This window comes from Steroidobacter denitrificans (assembly GCF_001579945.1).
GTDB classification, from domain to species: domain Bacteria; phylum Pseudomonadota; class Gammaproteobacteria; order Steroidobacterales; family Steroidobacteraceae; genus Steroidobacter; species Steroidobacter denitrificans.
This window is the reverse complement of record NZ_CP011971.1, coordinates 511,382-534,147: the sequence shown is the minus strand read 5'-3', so window position 1 is coordinate 534,147 and position 22,766 is coordinate 511,382. Positions and strand designations below refer to the sequence as shown.

Here is a 22,766-nt window from a genome sequence, read left to right as displayed (position 1 = left end):
CAAAGGCGTATCCGGATCAGGCCAGAGTCACCGCCGGTTTCGCCGCTGCATGTGCTCGGGCGGTGCGATCCAATGCCGCAACCAGATGATAAATGGCCTCCAGCAGCGGCAAGGACAGATTCAAGTCCTGCGCCCTGCGCACCGCATCGCCCAAGGTCTCGTCGATCTCCAGCGCCCGTCCAGCCTGTAGATCCTGCAATGCCGACATGCGATGTTCGGGTGCATCCTGCTTGAAATGCCTGCCGGCCTCGATCACGGCGGCAATGGCCTGCTGCTCCGTGCCCTCCACGATCATGCGCAGCGGCAGCAGTGATTTCTCGTCGCCCGGCCGAATCCCCGATGCACGAGCCAGTTGCAGCATCTCGCGTACCAGCCTCACCAGCACAATGGCGCAATCCGGATCGCTCAAATACCGCCAGGTCACACAACGGGTCGTGACCGCCATCGACATCAGACCGACCCAGCCCACGAACTTGGTCCATTCCCGCGCCAGGATGTCCGGCACCGCGGCCGCGCGCACACCCGCCGCGTCGATCGTCGCGGCGATATGTTGGGCACGCGCGCTGTCGCCGCCGGCCGGCTCCCCCACCAGCACGTTTACATTGCGAGTGAACAGCACCTCACCCGACGGCAACAACTCTCCACTGGTGTTCGCCAAGGATCCCAGCACTTTGTCTGCGCCGAAAACCTGCACCAGCTGATCGTTCTTCCACAGCCCGTTCTGAATCGAGAACGCTGCATCCACCTGCGCGCCGCGCAAAGGCTCGAGCGCCTCCCGCGTCCCCATGGTCTTCATCGCCACGATCAAGACCTGCGCACCCGCCAGCCGCGAGGCATCCTCCAGCACCGGTACCTGGATGCGAAAGTCGGATAATCCCTTGAGGCACAAGCCTGCGTTGCGCACCTGTGCCGCCCGCCGGCCGCGCGCCAGCATCACCACGGAATGTCCCGCACGCGCCAAGTGCGCTCCCAGGATGGAGCCGATCGCACCGGCACCCAGAACGGCGAACTCGGGTCGATACATATTCACGACACCGCTCCTCCGTGCCGCACCTGCAATTGCCGGCGATGATCACGCCGGTCCACAACGGATGCCGCTCCAACTCAAGCACTGAGTCTTGTCGGGTGAGCGGCACGAGGTTGTTCCGCAAGGGAAGGTTGAATGATCGGCGATAGCGGTTCCCCGAGTCCAGCCGCATCGAGCAGGCCCTTGCCGGACAGCCACTTGCGATTGAACAAGCGTGACTGATATTTCGCGCCGCCGTCGCACAGAATCGTGACGATCGTATGTCCCGGCCCGAGCTGCCGGGCGATTTGTACGGCAGCGGCGACGTTGACGCCGCTGGTGCTGCCGAGGAACAGGCCTTCGTCACGCAGCAATTGATACACCGTACGTACGCATTCGATATCGGTCACATGCACGGCATCGTCGAGCGGTGAGCCTTCCAGGTTCGCGGTGACGCGTCCGATGCCGATGCCTTCGGTGATGGAACCACAGCCGGTCGGTTTAAGTTCACCATATCGCCGCCAGTGATACAGCGAACTGCCCTGGGGGTCCGCCAGGTAGACCCGCACGTCGGCATCGCGGTCATTGCGATACTTCTTCAGTGCGCGCGAAATACCGCCGAGCGTGCCACCGGTCCCGGTTGCGGCAACGAACGCGTCGATTCTGCCGTGGGTCTGCTGCCAGATCTCGGGGCCGGTCACGCGCTCGTGCACGTTGCGATTGGCGATATTGTCGAATTGATTCGCCCACACCGCGCCCGGGATTTCCAGGGCCAGCCGGCCGGCGATCTTTTGATAATGGTTCGGATCGCTGTATGGCACGGCCTTGACGCGCAGTACCTCGGCGCCCAGTGTTTCGATCGTCTGGTATTTTTCGTTCGACTGGTTATCGGGCATCACGATCACGCAGCGATAGCCGCGCGCATTACAGACATGCGCCAGCCCGATACCGGTATTGCCTGCCGTGCCCTCGACGACCGCACCACCGGGCAGCAGGTGTCCGTTGCGTTCGGCATCCTCAATGATGGCCAGCGCAGCCCGATCCTTGACCGAACCGCCCGGGTTCATGAATTCCGCCTTGCCGAGAATCTCGCAGCCGGTATCGGCGCTGAAACGGCGCAGACGAATCAGCGGCGTGTTGCCGATCGCGCCCGCGAAACCCTGCTCGATACGTCTTTCCCCACCATGGCGACAACCTGGGGCATCGATGCTGCGGATGCTCATACGATGAGTCTCCCTTCGGTGATGTCCACCGCGGCGAACACGTCGTTCACCAGTTCACGATCATCCACGACATTGACCGGTATATTGCGCAGGCGGGCCTGGCGGGCGACCCAGGCATTAGCCGAAGGCCGGCCTCAGGCGCTGCTGGCTGCCGCGCGGCGCGGCTCGACCTTCAGCGGAATGACACGCCGCGGCTGCAGACCGCATTCACGTGTCTCCGGATTCTCCCACCACCAGCGACCCGAACGCGGATCCGCGCCTGGTTCCACCGCCCGTGTGCATGGCGCGCAGCCGATACTCGGAAAGCCCTTGTCGTGCAAGGCGTTGTACGGCAGGTTGCGCGCCCGGATATAAGCCCACACATCCTCCTCGGTCCACTCCAGCATCGGACTTACTTTCCACAAGTCGTAGCGCTGGTCCCAGGAAATGGCCTCGCCCTGCGCGCGTTCGGCGGACTGTCCGCGGCGTACGCCTGTCACCCAGGCCTTGCGGCCCGCAATGCCGCGCTTGAAGGGCTCTATCTTGCGGATGTTGCAGCAGGATTGACGCTCATTGAATCCTTGGTAGAAGCCGTTGATACCATGGTCGCGCACATACTGCTCGACAGCCTCGGCCTGCGGATAGAGCACCTGTATGCGCCTCTGATAACGACGCTCGACACGATCCAGCAGCGCCAGGGTCTCATCATGCAGACGGCCGGTATCGAGCGTAAACATGTCGATGTCCGGCACATATGTGCAGATGATGTCGGTCAGCACCATGGCTTCCGCACCCAGGCTGTTGGAATAGACCACGTCCTGGTAATCGTGGACAGCACGCTCGAGCACGACGCGCGTGTCCTGAACCAAGGCTTGCAGACGGGAGGACAACTGCTCGATGCTGGTCTCGATGCTCATTGAGTGCTTCTTCAGGACTGTTGCAGGCTGCAGGTCAGGCTTGGTATTCATCGATTCCGCTCGGCTTCGGCCATCGGCTTCGGCCATCGGCCCCAATTGCGGACGGTGCCGGCAGGTACCGGCTGCCGACCGTCTCGTCCGGGCGTACAGACCGGATCTTGGTTCCAACCGAATCCGGCCTCTCCGACTCGGAATCGCCGGGATGCCCCGACCCATCGCATGAAAGACACTTTAACCAACTCGGTTGCCACCAGGGAAAGACCGGTTCGTTCTGTCATGATGCGGCGCCGTTATGACTTCTGTGCCGCGTTCAATTAAAGTCAAGCGCATGAAACTACAGCAATTGCGCTATCTGGCTGCGATCGTCGAAAACGATCTCAATATCACTGCTGCCGCGGAACGGATGCATACCTCCCAACCCGGCGTCAGCAAACAGCTCAAGCAACTCGAGGACGAACTGGGATTTCCGATCTTCCTGCGCCAGGGACGCACGCTCACGCGCATCACCCCGTCCGGTAAGCGTGTGATCGAGCGGGCTCAGAAAATCCTCAAGGAAGTTCAGAACATCAAGCGCCTGGCCGACGAGCAGAAGGACGATGGACGCGGCACCCTGTCCATCGGCACGACCCATACCCAGGCACGCTACGTCCTTCCCTCGGTCATTCGCACGTTTCGCCAACGCTACCCTCAGGTGGAATTGCATCTGCACCAGGGAACGTCCGAACAGATCGCCGAGATGGCCTCGCTCGATCGGATCGATTTCGCCATCAACACCGGTTCGCAGGAGATGTTCACCAACCTGGTGCTGCTGCCCTGCTACCGCTGGCACCGGCGCCTGGTCGTGCCTCATGGCCATCCGCTGGAAAATGAGGCGAAAGTCACGATCGAGACCCTGGCCAAATACCCGATCGTCACCTACGTGTTCAGCTACTCCGGGCCCTCATCGCTGCAGCAGATTTTCGCGCGTGCCGGTAAAACGCCGAACGTCGCCCTGACAGCCCGCGATGCCGACGTCATCAAGACCTATGTGCGCCTGGGACTGGGGGTGGGTGTGATCGCCAGCATGGCGATTGATCCGCGCGAGGATGCCGATCTGGTGTCCATCGACGCTTCGCACCTGTTCCCGGCCCATCTGACCTGGATCGGCTTTCATCAGGGAGCGCTGCTGCGCAGCTACATGTACGAATTTCTGCAGGCGATCGGGCCGCATTTGACACGTCGCCTGGTCGACCGGGCGGGCAACGCCTCCACCGTCGAGGAGGTCGACGCACTGTTCGCGGACGTAGACCTGCCGATATTCCGGTAATCTCACCCAGGTTCTTCACCAGACCGCCAGCCGGATCCTAACGACATCCATGTCCTCCACACCGCCCGAGCGCCCCAAGTCCCGTTCGCTCACGCCGCTGCGCGCGTTATGGCCTTATCTGCGCAAATATCGCTCGACTCTGGCCCTGGCGCTGATCGCCCTGTTGATCGCCTCGGCAGCCATGCTGGTATTGCCGATCGCCTTCAAGGACGTCATCGATAAAGGCATGGCCGTCCAGGATCGCGGCACCATAGACACCTATTTCGTGGCGTTCCTGGTCGCCGCGGGAATATTCGGCGTGTTCGCGGCGCTACGATTCTATCTGGTCACCTGGCTGGGGGAGCGTGTGATCGCGGATCTACGCGGCGATGTCTATCGCCGCATCATTCGCATGGATCCGACCTTTTTCGAAACCACGCGTACCGGCGAAGTCCTGTCGCGATTGACGACCGACACCACCTTGATCCAGTCGATTGCCGGCGTGAACCTGTCGATCACACTGCGCTCCAGCATCCAGCTCATCGGTGCGCTGGCGCTGCTCATCGTGACCAGCCCGGCGCTGGCCGGCATGATCCTGCTGCTGCTGCCCCTGGTGATCGCGCCCCTGATCGCGATCGCACGACGGCTGCGGACACTTTCGCGCCAATCCCAGGATCGGATCGCGGACACCAGCGGCCTGGCTGGTGAAACCCTCAATGCCATGCAGACCGTACAGGCGTTTACTCTCGAGGATTTGCACAGCGAGCGCTATGGCCGGGCGGTAGAGGACTCCTTCACGATCGCCGTGCAGCGCACCCGCGTACGCGCCCTGCTGACCGCCGCCGGTACCATGCTTATCTTCGCGGCAGTCACTCTGGTGTTATGGCAAGGCGCTCACCGCGTCCTGGCTGGTGAAATGAGCGGCGGCGAGCTCAGCCAATTCCTCATCTATGCCGTCTACGTGGCGATCTCCGCTGCCTCGCTCAGCGAAATGTGGGGCGAGGTCCAGCGCGCCGCCGGTGCCATGGAACGCTTGGCCGAACTGCTCGAAGCCACGCCCCGGATCGTGGCGCCGGCGAACCCGCGGAGCTTCGCCAGCCCGGCGCGCGGTTGCATTCGCTTCGAGGACGTGTCGTTTCGCTATCCCTCCCGTCCGGACAGCCTGGCGCTCGATGGTTTCTCGCTCGAGATCGAATCCGGCGAGACGGTTGCCTTCGTCGGCCCGTCCGGTGCCGGCAAGAGCACGACCTTCCAATTGCTGCTGAGATTCTACGATCCCGCCAGCGGGCGTATTGTCATCGATGGCATCGATATTTCCCTGGCCGATCCCGGCGAGGTGCGCCGCCGTGTCGGCCTGGTACCCCAGGAAACGGTGCTGTTCGGCGCCAGTGCTCGTGAAAACATCCGCTATGGGCGGCCCGGAGCAAGCGATGCTCAAATCGAGACGGCCGCTCAAGCGGCAGGTGCGGATGCGTTCATTCAGGAGTTGCCGCAGGGGTATGACACTTTTCTAGGCGAGCGCGGCGCACGTCTCTCCGGCGGACAGCGCCAGCGCATCGCGATCGCACGGGCCTTGCTGAAGGATCCGCCCATACTGCTGCTGGACGAGGCGACCAGTTCACTGGATGCCGAGAGCGAGCGCTATGTGCAGCAGGCCCTGGAGCGGCTGATGCAGGGACGTACGACCATCATCATTGCCCATCGCCTGGCCACGATCCTGAAGGCGGATCGTATCGTCGTCGTGGATCATGGCCGCATCGCCGCCATCGGCACGCATGCCGAACTGCTGGCTAACAACGAACTCTATGCCCGGCTCGCCGCCCTGCAATTCGCCGACTTGGCGGCTGGCTGAAGGCTGGAGTCATGGCCGAACATCCGGGTGAAGTCTAGACAACGTTCGGGCTTGGGTCGACGTTGCGAGAAATCAGGCGGCCGCAGCAACTGCGGCGCCATGGCATAACGGGTGGGCAGGCGGGCAAATCAGCCGGTGCGGCGCAGCGGCACCGCATCGGCATCGGCTGCGCCCCGGCAGGCCACAATGAAATCATTGAGCGCATGCAGAGCCGCATCGAGGTCTGCGCCCGGCGGCAACTCGAAACTGTCGAAGCCGCAGCGTGCCATATAAGATAGCCGGTCACGCTGGAGACGGCCTATGGCACGCAGTTCGCCGGTGAATCCGTAGTGATTGCGCAGCAACTGCGCCTGGCTGTAGCCCTGATCCTCGTCCCCGCCGTCGAACTCGATGGCGATCAGCGAAACGCGTAGAAAATCCTGCGCCAACGCGGCCACCGGATCGGTCGGTGCGATGCGCACTCCCAGACGGCCATCCCACAGCCACAAGCGCTTGCGCTCCTGAATCCAGCGATCGAACGGCAGGATCAAGGCCCGTTTCCGGCCGAGAGGATCCTCCTCGGCGTAGCGCCACTCGTCGATGACGATATCACGCTGCTTGATGATACGGCGCATAGACACGAGCCTCGAAAGGAAAAAGACCGTTGCGGCCGGAGAAAACGCGGCGGAACCGGCCGCTAGACTGCACTGCCTGCTGGTCCACGCTCCATGGGTCGATTCGATCACACTGAACCATGGCCGGACTTTAGCCGGCTGCGGCGCGACCATGAAATATGGTTTGGATATGTACTGATGCCTGAATGACACCCTGCGAACGCCGGCAGGCCGGCCGGATTCAGCCGGCACCCTCCGGCCGGTGGCGCATCAGGCCCTCCTGCGCCGTGGAGGCGACCAGATGGCCATCCCGGCTGTAGATTCCGCCCTGGGACAGTCCTCGCGAACCCGAAGCGTTCGGACTGTGCAGCACATACAGCAGCCAGTCATCCAACGCCGCCGGACGATGAAACCACATGGCATGATCGACGCTTGCTATCTGCAGGTGATCGCGGTTTGTGCCCGGCGGCAGTCGCAGGGTCGCCACGCTCAGCAGATAATAGTCTGAAACATACGCCAACAAGCAGTGCTGCAGCACCGGGTCGGGCGGCAGCCGATCCACTGCGCGAAACCAGATCATCAGGCACGGCTCTTCATTCCCGGCAAGGGAATCCAGCGGTATCGTCGGACGGAATTCGAAGGCTCGCCGCAACCGTGACCATGGAATGGTACGGCTTGGATTACGACGTTCAAACTGCTCGATCGCCTCGTTCGTGTCCCCCAGCGCTTCCGGAGCAGCCACAAGAGGCATCGGCGCATGGGAATCGGTGCCCTGCTCCTTGAGCTGAAAAGAGGCCGACATGTGGAATATCTGCTTGCCGTGCTGCAGAGCCACCACCCGCCGAGAGGAAAAACTGCCGCCATCCCGGCTGCGATCGACCTGGTAGATGATGGGATGATCGGGATCGCCCGCCCGCAAAAAATAGGCATGCAGGGAATGTACCGGGCGGCCCTCGAGCGTCGCATAGGCTGCAACCAGCGCCTGCCCGAGTACCTGGCCGCCAAAAACACGATGATGTCCCGGATCGCGGCTTTCGCCTCGAAACAGATCGGGCTCCAGCCGCTCCAGCCGCAGCACCTGTAATACATCGACGAGCAGCGGATCGAGCGGCGCATCCATTCGGGTGCCTCAGCTCGCCGCACCGTCGGCGGCCACACCCAGGCGCTTCTGCATGATAGGGCTGGTCGTCGTGTATTGCAGCGGAATCTTCTTGGATGGATTGAGCCGCGCCGCCACGGCAAAAGCTGCCAGCGCCGCCTCGTGGAATCCCGACAGGATCAGCTTCTTTTTGCCGGGATAGGTGTTGATGTCGCCGACCGCAAACACACCGGGAATATTGGTCTGGAATTTCTCCGTGTCGACCTTGATCGCGCGCTTGTCGATGTCCAGGCCCCAATCTGCGATCGGCCCCAGCTTGGGATGCAGACCATAGAACACCAGTAAATGATCGGCGAATAGTTCCTCGATCCGGCCCTGCGGGGTCTTCACCCGCACACCCTGCAGCACGTCCTCGGTAATGATCAATGACTGGGAGATGGCTTCTACATAGCGCATGCTGCCGTGGCTGACCAGTTCGCGCATCTTGGCCACCGAGGCCGGCGCGGCGCGAAACTCCGCGCGCCGATGCACCAGGGTCAGGCTGTGCGCCTTGCCTGCCAACTCCAAGGTCCAATCCAGCGCAGAGTCCCCGCCGCCGAAAATGATCAGATTCTTATGAGTGAATTCGGCCGCATTCTTGACCTTGTAGTGAATATTTGTGCCTTCGAACGTCTCGGCACCGGCCAGCCCCAGCCGGCGCGGCTGGAAGGAGCCCAGGCCGCCGGCGATGATGACACTGCGGGCATGGAAGCGTGTATCGCGCGAGGTGCGCAGCAGGAAGGACTGATCCTCCAGCACTTGCAAATCGATCACTTCCTCGCCCATGTGGAATTGCGCATTGAAGGGCTTGGCCTGCTGCAACAGCCGGTCGACCAGTTCCTGTGCCGTGCAGACCGGTACGGCCGGGATATCATAGATCGGCTTTTCCGGGTACAACTCGCTGCACTGACCTCCCGGATGCGGGAGCGAATCGACGATATGCGCGCGGATTCCGAGCAGTCCCAACTCGAAAATCTGGAACAGCCCGCTAGGTCCTGCGCCGACGATGACGACATCGGCCTGAATGGCGCCGTCCACGGCGGCGCTGATGTGGCTCTCGCTCAAGGATTTCTCTCCTGCAGATCGTCTGCAGCAGAGGCTGCGGCGCATCCGGATATCAATTGCATCCTGATACTATACGAGAGGCGTCCCGCTCTGGGTACCGCTTCGATCTATGGCGCCGGCATTGTCCGGCATCCACCGCCATGAAAGAATCCGTCACGGTCGTGCGGCAGCGTAAGACTGACCAGACCGGCTGGATCGGTACGATCCGTGCGGCATCGACCCGCGCACCGCGGCGGCCCCCATTGAACGACATATAATGATGAACGGAACTGAATTCATTCGCGGACGGAGCAGCTGACCGGTGCTGCTCACCCTGATCGTGCTGCTGCCCTTCCTGGGCAGCGCTTGCGCCGCATTCCTGCCCTCCAATGCGCGCAATGCCGAAGCCTGGCTCTCCGGTGCCGTTGCATTGGCCTGCGTCGTGCTCATCGCCATCCAGTATCCACTGATCGTCGAGGGAGAGGTCGTGCGCGCGGCCCTGCCCTGGATGCCGCAGATCGGGTTGGAACTGAACTTGCGCATGGACGGATACGCCTGGCTGTTCGCGCTGCTGGTCTCGTTCATGGGCACGCTGGTCGTGCTGTATGCCCGCTACTACATGTCGCCCGCCGACCCCGTGCCGCGTTTTTTCTCGTTTCTGATGGCTTTCATGGGGGCGATGCTCGGCGTAGTACTGTCGGGCAACCTGATTCAGTTGGTCATGTTCTGGGAATTGACCAGCCTGACTTCATTCATGCTGATCGGCTACTGGTATCACCGCAGCGATGCTCGCCACGGCGCCCGCATGGCCCTCACGGTCACGGTCGGCGGCGGTTTTTGCCTGCTGATCGGCGTTCTCATCCTGGGCCATATCGCCGGCAGCTACGATCTCGACCAGGTGCTGGCCGCCGCCGACGCCATTCGCACGCATCCCTGGTATTCCGCCATGATGCTGCTGATCGTGCTGGGTACTCTGACCAAGAGCGCGCAATTCCCGTTTCACTTCTGGCTGCCGCATGCCATGGCGGCGCCCACGCCGGTCTCGGCCTACCTGCATTCGGCCACCATGGTGAAAGCCGGTGTATTCCTGATGGCACGCCTGTGGCCCGTGCTCAGCGGCACCGACCTGTGGTTCTGGACGGTCGGAGGCGCCGGCCTGTGTACCTTGTTGCTGGGAGGATTCGCCGCGATTTTCCAGCGCGACATGAAAGGCGTGCTGGCGTATTCCACGATCAGTCATTTGGGACTCATCACCCTGTTGCTCGGCATGAACAGCCGCATGGCGCTGGTGGCCGCCGTGTTCCACATGGTGAACCATGCCACCTTCAAGGCTTCCTTGTTCATGGCGACGGGAATCGTCGACCACGAAACCGGCACCCGCGACCTGCAGCGCCTGGGGGGGCTGTCCCGCATCATGCCGATCACCACGATCGTAGCGACCGTGGCCGCCGCCGCCATGGCGGGTGTGCCGCTGCTGAACGGTTTTTTGTCGAAGGAAATGTTTTTCGCGGAAACCATGTTCGCCGGCCACGGGCCGGCGCTGCGCATCGGCCTACCTGCCGCAGCCACGATTGCCGGGATGTTCAGCGTTGCCTATTCGCTGCGCTTCATCGACCAGGTTTTCTTCGGGCCGCCGGCACGGGATCTGCCGCGCACTCCGCACGAACCGATACGCGGGATGCTGCTGCCCAGCGCACTGCTGGTGATCGCCTGCCTGCTGGTCGGCATACTGCCGGCCAGCACCGTGGGGCCCTTCCTGGAAACTTCGATGCACTCGATCCTGGGCGCAAACCTGCCCGAGTACAGCCTGGCCGTATGGCATGGATTCACCATGCCGCTGGTGATGAGCGTGCTCGCCATGACCGGCGGACTCACCATCTATCTGCTGCTGCCGGCCAAGCGGCGCAGCGCGACCGGGCCGGCGCCCGTGATCTCGCACGTCGATGCCCGGCGTGCCTTCGATGTCTTCATCGTCAGCATCATCCGTGCCTCGGCCTGGCTGACCCGCCTGATCACCTCGCGCCGGCTGCAGACACAACTCACCTGGGTGGTCTGCGCCGCCTTCGCGGTCGCCGCGGTGCCCCTGTCGAAGGAAATCCTGCTGCGAAACGACCTGCAACTTCTGCCGGCGGACCCCGTATTTGCGCTGCTGTGGCTGGCGGGCGGCGCCTGTGCAATCGGCGCTGCACTGCAGGCAAAGTATCATCGGCTCGCCGCCCTCATCATGGTCGGCGCGACCGGGCTGGCCACCTGCCTCACTTTCGCCTGGTTTTCCGCACCGGATCTGGCGCTCACGCAGATCGCCGTCGAGGTCGTCACGCTGGTGCTGATCCTGCTGGGCCTGCGCTGGCTGCCGCGACGGCTGCTGCTGGATGAACCTCGCGATACGCTGCGCGCCAAGCTGCGGCGCAGCCGCGACGCTGTGATCGCCGTCGCCGCCGGGGCAGGCCTGGGCCTGGTGTCGTTTGCGATGCTCACCCGCCCCCCGGTGGGCGGCCTGTCCTCGTTCTTCCTGGAAAATGCACTGCCGCAGGGAGGCGGCCATAACGTCGTCAATGTGATTCTGGTGGACTTCCGCGGCTTCGATACGCTGGGCGAGATCACCGTCGTAGGCGTCGTGGCGCTCACGGTCTATGCCTTGTTGCGCCGCTTCCGTCCGGCCCCGGAGAGTATCGCGGTACCGCACGCCCAGCTCAACCAGTCCGAGATGACGATCGACCCGGATGCAGAGCTGCCTTCCGGCCACATGAAAGTACCAGCGGTGATCCTGCGGCTGCTGCTGCCCATGGCCGTGATGGTCTCGTTGTACTTTCTGCTGCGCGGTCATGATGCGCCGGGGGGTGGTTTCGTCGGCGGACTGGTCATGGCCACTGCCATCCTGATGCAGTACATCGTGGGCGGCGCCATATGGGTCGAATCGCGGCTGAAGATCCATCCGCGCTACTGGTTGACGCTGGGATTGCTGGCGGCCACGAGTGCCGGGCTGGGCGCGTGGCTGGCCACGCGCCCTTTCTTGACCGCGCTCACGTCAGACTTGCATCTGCCCTTCGTCGGGGATCTTCATCTGTCCACCGTGCTGCTGTTCGACCTGGGCGTCTACCTGCTGGTGGTCGGCGGCACGACCTTGATCCTGATCGCGCTCGCCCACCAATCCTTCCGCACGACACGCAAGGTGCGCCTGCGCGTCGAGGCCGCCGAGGTACGGACCCAGCAACCGGTGGGAGCCGTCTCCTGATGGAATCCATCTATGCACTGGCGATCGCCGTACTGACGGGATCCGGCGTGTGGCTGCTGCTGCGGCCACGCACTTTCCAGGTCATCATGGGCCTGTCGCTGCTGTCCTATGCCGTCAACCTGTTTATTTTCGGCATGGGACGGCTGTCGTTGAACGCGCCTCCCATCATTCGCGGCGACGAGGTCATGGATCCGGCATCCTACGCCGACCCCGTACCCCAGGCCCTGGTGCTCACCGCCATCGTCATCGGCTTCGCCACGACCGCCCTGTTCCTGGTGGTCCTGCTGGCCTCGCGCGGCCTCACCGGTACCGATCATGTCGACGGACAGGAGCCGGAGACATGAACATGCTGCTGATGCACCTGCCGGTGCTGCCGATCGTAGTGCCGCTGCTGGCCGGTGCGCTCATGCTCATGCTGGCGGAATCCCGCAGGGTGGTGCGTGTCAGCATCGCCCTGACTGCGATGCTGCTGCAATTCGTGGCGGCCTGCACCTTGCTGTATCTGACCACGGATTCCATCCCGCACCTGTGGTCTGAAGGTGTGGGTGTCTACACGATCGGGGATTGGGCTGCGCCCTTCGGCATCGTGCTGGTGGTGGACCGGCTGACGGCATTGATGCTGGCGCTCGGCGCCTCGGTGGGCCTGGCGTCCCTGGTGTATTCGCTGGCTCGCTGGGATCGGCTCGGCCCGCACTACCATTCCTTGTTCCAGTTCCTGCTGATGGGTTTGAACGGTGCATTCCTGACCGGTGATCTGTTCAACCTGTTCGTATTCTTCGAGGTACTGCTGGCTTCCTCCTATGGCCTGGTTCTGCACGGCTCCGGCAAGGCGCGTGTCAAGGCCGGCTTGCATTACATCGTCGTCAATCTGGCCTCCTCGCTGCTGTTCCTTATCGGCGTGGCACTTATCTACGGCGTTACCGGTACATTGAACATGGCGGATCTGGCCGGTCGCATCGCCGCGCTGACGCCGCAGGACCGGCCCTTGTTCGAAGCCGGCGCCACGGTGCTGGCAGTTGCCTTCCTGGTGAAGGCCGGCAGCTGGCCGCTGAACTTCTGGCTACCAGGTACCTACGCTGCCGCGGGGGCACCGGTGGCAGCGGCATTTTCGCTCATGACCAAGGTCGGCATCTATGCACTGATCCGCATCGGCACGCTGATCGGCGCGAGCGACGCCGATGCGACTTTCATCGGCACGGCGCTGTTCTATGCCGGCATGGCAACGCTCGTCGTCGGCACGATCGGTCTGCTGGCCGCGCAACATCTGGGTCGCCTGGTCGGTTTTTCGGTGATCGTCTCCTCGGGAACCTTGCTGGCCGCCGTGGGCTTTTCCAGCGAAGTACTGACGGCACCGGCCCTGTTCTATCTGCTGACCTCGGTGCTCGCGACCAGCGCATTCTTCATACTCACCGGCATGACTGAACGTACCCGCACACAATTTCCTCCCATGGCCGACGCGGCCGCGGCGCCTTTGCCGGCGATCAGCTACGAAGCCTTCGGCGTGCGCGAATCTCCCGATTCGCATTCGCTCGATGATGAAGTCGGCATTGCGATTCCGGCCGTCATGGCCTTCCTGGGCCTGTCGTTCGTATGCTGCGTGCTGCTCATCTCCGGGCTGCCGCCTTTATCGGGGTTCATCGCAAAATTCGCGCTGCTGTCCGCCATCTTCAATACAGGCTTCGAATCCGCCCCCACGCAGATGTGGTCGTTCATGGCCGCGATCATCGTCGCCGGTTTTGCGGCACTGATCGCTCTGACACGCGTCGGCATGCGTCTGTTCTGGACCAACGTCACCCGCACGACTCCGCGGCTGCGCATCATCGAAGCGGCGCCGGTGGCGTTTCTGCTGCTGCTCACCATGGGCCTGACGGTCGCCGCCAACCCCGTGATGATCTACCTGGACGCCGCCGCGCGGTCGCTGCACGATCCCGAAACCTACATCCGGGTCGTGCTGTCCTCGCGCACGCATCTCGCACCGGTTGAAGCGAGCCAGCCATGAAACGCCGCCCGCCGCTGATGCTGATCGCGGTCATGTTCGTGATCTGGCTGTTGCTCAACAACTCGGTCTCGCCCGGACACCTGGTGCTGGGAGCGATACTGGCCCTGCTGCTGGGGCTGGCCGGCATGACCATGCGGCCGCTGCAGCCGCGTCCACGACGCCTATATCTCGCGGTCGGGCTTTTTTTCGTCGTGCTGATCGACATCGTTCGATCCAACATCGGCGTCGGGCGCATCATCCTGGGTATGGTTCCGCCGGACCAGGTGAGGTCCGGATTCCTGGACATTCCGCTGGAACTGACCGATCCGCACGGACTCGCCGTACTATCCACGATCGTGACGTCGACGCCCGGCACGATCTGGGCGGCTCATGACGAGGAGAATAGAATCCTGACCTTGCATGTACTCGATCTCAAGGACGAGGCAGGCTGGATCCGCACCATCAAGGAACGGTATGAACGCCCATTGATCGGGATTTTCCAGTGAATATGTTGCTGCACTACGCCGTCTGGTTCGCGCTTTTCTGCTTTTCCATGGCCATGGTGTTCTCCGTCATACGCCTGCTGCGCGGCCCGGCCGCCCAGGACCGCATCCTGGCGCTGGACACTTTCTATATCAACGGCATGCTCACACTGCTGACGCTCGGTATTCGTTCGACCAGCCAGGCCTATTTCGATATCGCCCTGATGATTGCCTTGTTCGGTTTCATCGGCTCGATGTCGCTGGCCAAGTTTCTGCTACGCGGCGAGGTGATCGAGCCATGACGACTCAGGATGTACCCCTGTGGGCCGCCCTGCCCGCGACACTTTTGTTGATCGCCAGCGGTCTGTTCGCCTTCGTCGGATCACTCGGCCTGCTACGGCTGCCGAACTTCCAGGCGCGCATGCACGGGCCCTCCATGGGGACCACCATGGGAACCGGCTGTCTGCTCTTTGCTTCGATGCTGGTCGCCTCGTCGCTGGCGCAGCGCCCCGTGTTTCACGAGCTTCTGATCACGCTGTTCGTGGTCATGAGCTCTCCCGTGACCGCGATGATGTTGATGCACGCCGCCATCTACCGGGACAAGGACCGATTGCAGGACCAGGCCGAGGCGGCGCGGTCGAGCCGCAGCTGATCAGAATCGATGAGGCTGATCTATCTCGTCGCCGGCATCATCGCCGTCGGGTTCGGCATTGTCGGTATATTCCTGCCCCTTCTACCGACGGTGCCCTTCATGCTGGCCGCCGCCTTCTGCTTCGCCAGAAGCAATCCCGAATGGGAACGGCGCCTCCTGGACAATCCGCAGTTTGGTCCACCCATGCGCGCCTGGCGCGAGCGCCGGGCGATCAGCCGTCGTGGCAAGGCCGCCGCGCTTGTCGCGTTGGCAATCGGTTCGATCGTAGGACTGGCGTTCCTCGATGCGCCTTGGCGCTTCGCACCCACGGCGGTCGCGCTGGTGTGCGGAACATGGATCGTCACCCGGAGAACGGATTAGCCGTATTCACTGCCCGATCCACGCCGCGATCTGCGCATCGCTCGGCGTGCCGGCCGTGAACACCGTCTCGCCATTGGCGGTCAGCAATGCAACATAGGGCGTGACGCCGCGCCAGCGCGAGTCGACCCGGTAGCGCAGTGAGGCCTCATTCCCTTCGAACAGGAACAGGCGCGATGCATGCCGGTAATGCCGGTTCTTCAACAACTCGGACGCCTCGGCGTCATCGATCACGACCGCGACGACATCGCCCTCGATGCCTCGTTCCCTGAGCGCACCCGACAGTTTCGCCAGCACAGCGGGACAGCTTGCGCAATAGGTGGCCGTGAAGACCACGGCGGACGGCCGGGACAGCTCCTGCTGCAAGTCCTCCCAGGCGGCGGCATCGAATCGCTCCACGCTCGATGGCGCCGCCGCGGCCGCGGCAAAAGCGCAAACGGCGACTAAGGCGCCCGCCGTTCCAGCCCGACGCATGGCCATTCCAACTCCACGCACGACCGTTCCGGTCCGGCGCACGGCGCTATCCGAACATCCGCTCAACGCGCACCTCCTGGCGCGTGCGCCATATCGCGAACAACTGCCGATCGCGACGCACCAGGAACGGATTATCGCTCTCATCTTCCGTGCTCCCCAGGACACGCATAGCGAAGGTCCTGCCGTCATCGTTCGAAAGCCAGGCCGAATAGCGCGTGCACGCGCCGTCAAAGCTTCGCCATACGATCGCGACATTCGTACCGACGCTGCCTACGTCGGCATGTTCCGCGCCCGCATCGGGCAGCTCCAAAACCGGGCCGCGCGGCGCGCCCTGCTCATCGAGAAGAGCGTACCTGATCGCCGGCACATCGTGGCGCACGCCGAACCATACGGCGTGGTAACCACCGCCCGTGCCGCTCGCCAGCCCCGGACCATGATGCGGACAAGCATCGATCTTCCACTCGTCGAAACTTGCACGCCGCATCTCGCTCGCGGAGCCGCCGCCTGCGGCGATCGTGCAGAAGGCGTGATCCCTCACGTTACCGGCAAACACATGCCGCCACATCGCCGCCAGGCCGCCGCCCGCGGCAGGTGCAAGCGCGATGCGGCAGCATTCGCACGAATGATCGGCCAGCTTGATATCGGGCCCGAATGTGCGGCCGCCGTCGAGCGACACATTGCGATAGATCGCCGCGCCCGCATAACTCCCGCCATCGTCCTTCAGCCTGGCCGCCTCCAGGTCGCGCTTGTCGATCCACAGCGTATGCAGCGCACCGCTCGAGTCGAAGGCGATCGATTCGAAGCGGTGCGTGATGAGCTGCCGATCGCGATGCACGGTGAACGGCAAGGAGAAACTCGCTCCTCCGTCCACCGAGCGCAGCATGCGAATCTCACCGGTATACGGCTTCGAGAGCGGCTGCGTGTAGGAGATGACCACCCGCCGATCCGGTCCGAAGGCAAGCTTCGGCCGCAATTCGCCTTCGGCGGCGATCGTATCGTGCCCGGTATCGATGACGCGCGGCGCACTCCAGTGCGCGCCGTCGCTGCTGCGCTGCACGAACAGCTGCCGGCGTTGGTTCAATCCGACCATCCACAAGCTGCCGTCCGGCGCGAAAGCAGAGCTCATCGCCAGTCCCGTACGCCTGCCGGCTTGAGCATGCCGATGCGTATCGCCGGCATGCGCCAATGCGCGCACGTACGGCCAGCAAGACAGAACGCCCAGCGCGGCAACAACCGTTCTTCGTCGCATGCAGCCTCCCGCGCTACCAGAGCACATCCACGCCGGCAAAGTAGGTGCGCGGCAGGCCCGGTGAATAGACCGGCGTGCCGGACGAAATCTGGGCGCTGTCCGCATACCGCGTATCGGCTATATTGTAGATACGACCGAACAGGGCGACGGACGGCGTCGCCTGCCAATGGGCGCGCACGTTGAACAGGTCATGGCCACCATACTTGGGAAAACTGCTCGCATTCGACGCCTCGAGCCAGTAGTCGTCGACATGAATCCATTCGAGCTGCATATCCACACCCGCCGCAGAATTCCACGAAAGGCGCGTGTTGCCCAGAACGCGCGGTGCCGCTTCGATGTCGTTGCCGCTGAAGTCCGCCGCCGCGGTCACCCAATTCCGGTACTCGTGCCGCGCATAGGATAATGCCGAGTCCAGCCGGACGCTCGGCGACAGCTCCACACCCATCCCGGCCTCCAGACCGCGATGCGAGGTCTTGCCGGCATTGACGTTCGTGGTGAGGTTGGTGGCGATATCGCGCTGGCTGACGAGGTCATCGCGCTTCACCAGATCGAACGCGGTCAAATCCAGGGACCAGCGATCGAATTTTCCACGCCAGCCGATCTCGAATTGCGTCGCCGTGATCGGTTTCAGGTTCATCGCCAACAATGCCCTGGCCGCGGCATCCGCGGCATTCGCGGCCACCGATGGCCGAAACAGTTGACTTTCGGACGGCACCCGAAAGCCCGTGTTGTAGGACGCATAAATGCTCATGCGATCGCTCAGCGCGTAGGTCGCACCGATCTTCGGGCTGACATGATCATAGTCGACCGTCGTATCCGGCGTCTGGCCGTAGAACGAGGTTGCCGCCCCCTGCACAGATGTTCCTGCCAGCTTGTTGTCGAGATCGTAGCTCAGTGCATCGTAGCGAATGCCCAGCGTCACGCGCAGCCGCTCGAGCGGTGAAATCTCGCCCTGCAGGTACGGCGAATATGCACGGAAGGTCACATCGTAATCGTAGATGCGAGCGCCGACTCGATAATCACTGAAGACACGGGAGGCGCCGCTGCCGGTAGCGATCACATCCAGACGATTTTCCTTGCGCTCGCCCGGGCTGATATCCACATCAAGGCCGCCGATGAGACGGGCACGCATGAACGCCGGAAAATCCTGCCGCCATTTGAACAAGGCGCCATAGGACCGGTTGGCGGTCTCATAGAGCGTCGGATCGTAGCTCAGGGAGAAGGACGCCAGCAGTTCCATGCGATTGTCGCGCACATACGGCGTGATGGAGAGCAATCCGTTGCCGAGTTCCTTCTCGATCGCCATGGACAGGCGCAGTGCTTCGACCTTGCGATAGGCGATAGGAAAATTGTTGCGGGTCGGATCATTGCGGTAATCATTGTAGATCAGCGGCGAATTGGCGCCGGTATCCTGATCGATATGTCCCGCTGCAAGCAGCGTCTTGAGGTGCACGCCGGATCGGGTCGTTAGATCCCAGCGCAGATCGACGCTTTTCCGCTCGTAACCGGTGTAATGGCGCCAGCCGTCGGAGCGCGTCAAATTCGCTCCGCCGCGCAGACTACCCCATGCACCCTCGCCGGTATCCGCCTCCAGCATCAGGCGCCGCCAGCCATGGCTGCCGGCATCGAGAGAACCACCCAGTCCAGCCATCGGCGCCGGGGCGCGCGTCAGCATATTGACGATGCCGCCGACAGCGTCGGATCCATACAGTGCGCTGCCCGGTCCGCGCGTGACCTCGATGCCGCCGGCCATGGGCAGATCCAGCTCATACAAGGCATTATGGTTGAAAAAACCGGTCGCACGAATCGGCAAACCATCCTCCAGGAACAAATAGAGCGGACTGGTCGTGAATGGCTGGCGGATGGCGGTCGTATGTCCTTCGCCGTTTGTAACGGATACCGCAACGCCGGGCACCTGGCTCAGAATCTGTTGCGGATGCGTCGCGCCCGCCCTGCGTACGGCGGCCTCGCCGATGACACCGATCGACGCCGGCGTTTCGGACAGCAGTTCCCGTTCACGAGAAGCTGAAACGATCACTGTATCCAGTACATTTCGCCTGGCTGCGTCCACGGACTGCGCCGCCTCCTGGGCGAATACAGCCTCGATCGCCACAGCATCGATCACCAGGCCGGCGGCGATGCATATCGCCACCGACCCGAAAGGTCGTTTGATCATTTTTGAATATCCAAAAGCAAGGAGCGCACTCCTGGTCGGAGTGCGACATTCAATCCACGATCAGCTTGCTTCAGGAGAGTCCGGGCGGGCCGCGAATGGGATGTGCGCGGGGAACGTCGACAAGAATCGGCGCAGCAGGCGCAGCGGCGATCGCCGCGGAGAGAAAAGGCACGACGGCGACGCCATGATCGAACGTAGGCGGCGCTGCGGCTGCGAATGCGAACGGGCAGATCTGCTGGTCATGCTCGGTGCTGCCGCCGGGTCGATCTTCGCCGTGGCGATGCTGCTCATGCCCGGACTCGTTCGGAACGAAAGTCGTTCCGGGGCAAAGGACGAGCCGCGGAGCCCCCTCGTCGAAGGACAGCATCAAGCCGAGCGGCAGCATGCTGCGCGCCATGTATAGCGGCAGCAGCACGACGGCCAGCATGAAACGGCGAGATATCACTCGAATCCGGATCCTTCGGGGGAAAGGTGTTCGATTGTAGGCAAAATTCGAAGGTTGTTGAATGGCCGGCAGCTCAGGCACCCCCGCACACTGCGGCCCTGCGACCAGCCTTCCCGATGACGGGTCCGGCGCCCATCGACCGCAAGGCGCCTTATTGGCCTGCGCAGCGTGACTTGGCTTATAGTGCAGAACGCTGGGCTGCGGGGCGGGATCGCGGATGAACAAGCGTGTGGAAGGCGTGAGCATCACGACAGCGGCGCTGTCGAGCGATGAACTACGCGATCTTGACGCGCACTGGCGAGCCGGCAACTATCTTTCCGTGGGGCAGATCTACCTGCTCGACAACCCGCTGCTCAAGGAACCGCTCCGGCGCGAGCACATCAAGCCGCGCCTGCTGGGTCACTGGGGTACCACGCCTGGCCTGAACTTCATCTACACGCATCTGAATCGTGCAATCAGGATCCATGATCAAGACATGATCTACATCATCGGTCCCGGTCATGGCGGACCGGCACTGGTGGCGCAGGCGTGGCTCGAAGGCACCTACAGCGAGGTCTACACCGCCGTCAGCGAAGACGAGGAAGGCATGCAGCGGCTGTTCAAGCAGTTCAGCTTTCCGGGTGGCATCCCCAGTCATGTGGCCCCGGAGACCCCGGGCTCCATCCACGAAGGCGGCGAACTGGGCTATTCGTTAGCGCACGCCCATGGCGCGGCGTTCGACAATCCCGATCTCATCGTGGCCTGCATCGTGGGCGATGGCGAAGCGGAAACGGGACCGCTGGCCGCCGGCTGGCACGGCAACAAATTCCTGAATCCGGTCCGCGACGGCTGTGTATTGCCGATACTTCACTTGAACGGCTATAAGATCGCCAACCCCTGTTTCCTTGCCCGCATCCCCAAGGATGAGCTGCGCAAGTACCTCGAAGGGTGCGGCTACAAACCCTATTTCGTCGAAGGTGAGGATCCGCTGCGCATGCATCGGCTGATGGCCGAGACCGTCGACGCCGTCGTGAACGAGGTTCATGCGATCTGGCGCGATGCGCGCGCGAACGGTTTCAGCGGACGTCCCGTCTGGCCGATGATCGTGCTGCGCACGCCCAAGGGCTGGACCGGACCGAAAGAAGTCGACGGCAAGCGCACGGAGGGGTATTGGCGCAGCCATCAGGTGCCCATGGGCGATATGGATCGACCCGAACACATCGAGATTCTCGAACGCTGGATGCGCAGCTACAAGCCGGAGGAACTATTCGACGCCCGGGGCCGGCTCAAGCCCGAACTGAAGGCGCTCGTGCCCAAGGGCACGCGCCGCATGAGCGCTAATCCGCACGCCAATGGCGGTCTACTGTTGCGAGACCTGCGGCTGCCTGATTTTCGCATCTACGCGGTTGAAGTGCCGTCCCCGGGTGCGGTAACGGCCGAGTCCACGCGTGTACAGGGCAGCTATCTACGCGATGTGATGAAACTGAATCTCGACCAGCGCAATTTCCGTATATTCAGCCCGGATGAGAACAATTCCAACCGTTGGCAGGACATCCTGCAAGTGACCGATCGCTGCTTCGTGGCGGACATCCATCCGGACGATGACCATCTGTCGCCCGACGGACGGGTGATGGAGGTGCTCTCGGAGCACCAGTGTCAGGGTTGGCTCGAGGGATATCTGCTCACCGGCCGCCACGGCTTTTTCAGCTGCTACGAAGCATTCATTCACATCGTCGATTCGATGTTCAATCAGCATGCAAAGTGGTTGAAGGTATGCAACGAGATCCCGTGGCGCCGACCCATCGCGTCGTTGAACTATTTGCTCAGCTCGCATGTCTGGCGCCAGGATCACAACGGCTTCAGCCATCAGGATCCAGGCTTCATCGATCATGTGGTGAACAAGAAGGCCGAGATCATTCATGTGTATCTGCCGCCGGATGCGAACACACTTCTGGTGACCACCGAGGAGTGCCTGCGCAGCCGCAACTCGGTCAATGTCGTCGTGGCGGGCAAGCAGCCTGCGCCGCAATGGTTGAGCATGGATGCGGCGATCAAGCACTGCGCCGCAGGTATCGGCATCTGGGAATGGGCCAGTACCGACAAGGGTTACGAACCGGATGTCGTCATGGCATGCTGCGGCGATGTGCCTACGCTCGAGACGCTGGCCGCGGCCGACCTGATCCGGCGCTTCATTCCCGATCTCAAGGTCCGGGTCATCAATATCGTCGATCTCATGAAACTGCAGCCGCCGGAGGAACATCCGCACGGGTTGTCCCACAAGGAATTCGATATCCTGTTCACGAAGGACAAGCCGATCATTTTCGCCTTCCATGGCTATCCATGGCTGATTCATCGCCTGACCTATCGCCGCACCAATCATCATAATCTGCATGTACGAGGCTACAAGGAAGAGGGCACGACGACCACGCCCTTCGATATGGTGGTTCTCAACCAGATGGATCGTTACCATCTCATCGAAGACGTGATCGATCGGGTGCCGCATCTGGGCGCACGTGCCGCCTATGCCAAGCAACAGGTACGTGACCGACTGATCGAACACAAGCAATACATTCATGAATACGGTGAAGATCTACCGGAAGTCACCGGCTGGCGCTGGGGACGGAGCGGACACGCGAACGGCGGTTCGTCATCGACGGAAGCGGACAATGTCTGACGATACGGCTTTACGATAGAACTCCAGA

At 62.5% G+C, this 22,766-nt stretch carries 20 protein-coding genes; 10 read left to right on the top strand and 10 right to left on the bottom strand.

The window, feature by feature from the left end:
- Nucleotides 1-16 precede the first annotated feature (16 nt).
- From ACG33_RS02245 to ACG33_RS02235, 3 genes are all read right to left on the bottom strand, one after another.
- Nucleotides 17-1,024, bottom strand: a complete 1,008-nt coding sequence (locus tag ACG33_RS02245; RefSeq protein WP_066918347.1) for a ketopantoate reductase family protein — start codon at nt 1,022-1,024, stop codon at nt 17-19.
- 80 nt (nt 1,025-1,104) lie between these two features.
- Complete coding sequence (locus tag ACG33_RS02240) at nt 1,105-2,229, bottom strand: cysteine synthase A (RefSeq protein ID WP_083536368.1); 1,125 nt, start codon at nt 2,227-2,229, stop codon at nt 1,105-1,107.
- A gap of 134 nt (nt 2,230-2,363) precedes the next feature.
- Nucleotides 2,364-3,176 (bottom strand): phosphoadenylyl-sulfate reductase, encoded by an 813-nt coding sequence (locus ACG33_RS02235; protein WP_210399144.1) that lies wholly within the window; start codon nt 3,174-3,176, stop codon nt 2,364-2,366.
- 277 nt (nt 3,177-3,453) lie between these two features.
- On the opposite strand from ACG33_RS02235, the gene cysB reads away from it, so the two are divergent.
- Nucleotides 3,454-4,431 carry an HTH-type transcriptional regulator CysB gene (gene cysB, locus ACG33_RS02230; RefSeq protein ID WP_066918344.1) on the top strand — a complete coding sequence of 326 codons (978 nt, stop codon included), beginning with the start codon at nt 3,454-3,456 and terminating at the stop codon, nt 4,429-4,431.
- Nucleotides 4,432-4,480: 49 nt separating this feature from the next.
- Nucleotides 4,481-6,262 carry an ABC transporter transmembrane domain-containing protein gene (locus ACG33_RS02225; protein ID WP_066918342.1) on the top strand — a complete coding sequence of 594 codons (1,782 nt, stop codon included), beginning with the start codon at nt 4,481-4,483 and terminating at the stop codon, nt 6,260-6,262.
- Between the two features lie 128 nt (nt 6,263-6,390).
- Here ACG33_RS02225 and ACG33_RS02220 read toward each other — a convergent pair whose 3' ends face one another.
- The 3 genes from ACG33_RS02220 to ACG33_RS02210 form a co-directional block, all read right to left on the bottom strand.
- A complete protein-coding gene (locus tag ACG33_RS02220) occupies nt 6,391-6,876 on the bottom strand; it encodes a DUF934 domain-containing protein (protein WP_066918340.1) in 486 nt (161 codons plus the stop codon).
- Between the two features lie 220 nt (nt 6,877-7,096).
- Nucleotides 7,097-7,975, bottom strand: coding sequence for an acyl-CoA thioesterase (locus ACG33_RS02215; RefSeq protein ID WP_066918338.1), 879 nt, complete (start codon nt 7,973-7,975; stop codon nt 7,097-7,099).
- A gap of 9 nt (nt 7,976-7,984) precedes the next feature.
- Nucleotides 7,985-9,058: an NAD(P)/FAD-dependent oxidoreductase gene (locus ACG33_RS02210; protein ID WP_210399142.1), complete on the bottom strand. Its 1,074-nt coding sequence runs from the start codon at nt 9,056-9,058 to the stop codon at nt 7,985-7,987.
- Nucleotides 9,059-9,359: 301 nt separating this feature from the next.
- Between ACG33_RS02210 and ACG33_RS02205 the strand changes: the two genes are divergently transcribed.
- From ACG33_RS02205 to ACG33_RS02175, 7 genes are read left to right on the top strand one after another with little or no spacing between them, the layout of a single operon-like run.
- Nucleotides 9,360-12,272: a monovalent cation/H+ antiporter subunit A gene (locus ACG33_RS02205; RefSeq protein ID WP_066918334.1), complete on the top strand. Its 2,913-nt coding sequence runs from the start codon at nt 9,360-9,362 to the stop codon at nt 12,270-12,272.
- On the top strand, nt 12,272-12,616 hold the full coding sequence (locus ACG33_RS02200) for a Na+/H+ antiporter subunit C (RefSeq protein ID WP_066918332.1): 345 nt from the start codon (nt 12,272-12,274) through the stop codon (nt 12,614-12,616). Before ACG33_RS02205 ends, ACG33_RS02200 begins: the two co-directional genes overlap by 1 nt.
- Nucleotides 12,613-14,271: a monovalent cation/H+ antiporter subunit D gene (locus tag ACG33_RS02195; RefSeq protein WP_066918330.1), complete on the top strand. Its 1,659-nt coding sequence runs from the start codon at nt 12,613-12,615 to the stop codon at nt 14,269-14,271. Before ACG33_RS02200 ends, ACG33_RS02195 begins: the two co-directional genes overlap by 4 nt.
- Nucleotides 14,268-14,756 carry a Na+/H+ antiporter subunit E gene (locus ACG33_RS02190; RefSeq protein WP_066918328.1) on the top strand — a complete coding sequence of 163 codons (489 nt, stop codon included), beginning with the start codon at nt 14,268-14,270 and terminating at the stop codon, nt 14,754-14,756. Before ACG33_RS02195 ends, ACG33_RS02190 begins: the two co-directional genes overlap by 4 nt.
- A 2-nt stretch (nt 14,757-14,758) precedes the next feature.
- On the top strand, nt 14,759-15,034 hold the full coding sequence (locus ACG33_RS02185) for a K+/H+ antiporter subunit F (protein WP_237392710.1): 276 nt from the start codon (nt 14,759-14,761) through the stop codon (nt 15,032-15,034).
- The gene (gene mnhG / locus ACG33_RS02180; protein ID WP_066918324.1) at nt 15,031-15,384 is read left to right on the top strand and encodes a monovalent cation/H(+) antiporter subunit G; all 354 of its coding nucleotides are present in this window, start codon (nt 15,031-15,033) and stop codon (nt 15,382-15,384) included. The genes ACG33_RS02185 and mnhG overlap by 4 nt, the downstream gene beginning before the upstream one ends.
- A gap of 9 nt (nt 15,385-15,393) precedes the next feature.
- A complete protein-coding gene (locus ACG33_RS02175; protein ID WP_066918322.1) occupies nt 15,394-15,744 on the top strand; it encodes a YbaN family protein in 351 nt (116 codons plus the stop codon).
- A 6-nt stretch (nt 15,745-15,750) separates the two neighbouring features.
- Here ACG33_RS02175 and ACG33_RS02170 read toward each other — a convergent pair whose 3' ends face one another.
- From ACG33_RS02170 to ACG33_RS02155, 4 genes are all read right to left on the bottom strand, one after another.
- Entirely contained in the window at nt 15,751-16,221 is a 471-nt protein-coding gene (locus ACG33_RS02170) for a TlpA family protein disulfide reductase (protein ID WP_157071636.1), read from the bottom strand.
- A gap of 40 nt (nt 16,222-16,261) precedes the next feature.
- A complete protein-coding gene (locus ACG33_RS02165; RefSeq protein WP_210399141.1) occupies nt 16,262-17,464 on the bottom strand; it encodes a hypothetical protein in 1,203 nt (400 codons plus the stop codon).
- Between the two features lie 13 nt (nt 17,465-17,477).
- Nucleotides 17,478-19,640, bottom strand: coding sequence for a TonB-dependent receptor (locus ACG33_RS02160; RefSeq protein ID WP_083536366.1), 2,163 nt, complete (start codon nt 19,638-19,640; stop codon nt 17,478-17,480).
- 70 nt (nt 19,641-19,710) lie between these two features.
- Nucleotides 19,711-20,085 (bottom strand): DUF2946 family protein, encoded by a 375-nt coding sequence (locus ACG33_RS02155; protein ID WP_157071635.1) that lies wholly within the window; start codon nt 20,083-20,085, stop codon nt 19,711-19,713.
- A 217-nt stretch (nt 20,086-20,302) separates the two neighbouring features.
- On the opposite strand from ACG33_RS02155, the gene ACG33_RS02150 reads away from it, so the two are divergent.
- Nucleotides 20,303-22,738 carry a phosphoketolase family protein gene (locus ACG33_RS02150; RefSeq protein WP_066918316.1) on the top strand — a complete coding sequence of 812 codons (2,436 nt, stop codon included), beginning with the start codon at nt 20,303-20,305 and terminating at the stop codon, nt 22,736-22,738.
- The last annotated feature ends 28 nt before the right edge of the window (nt 22,739-22,766 follow it).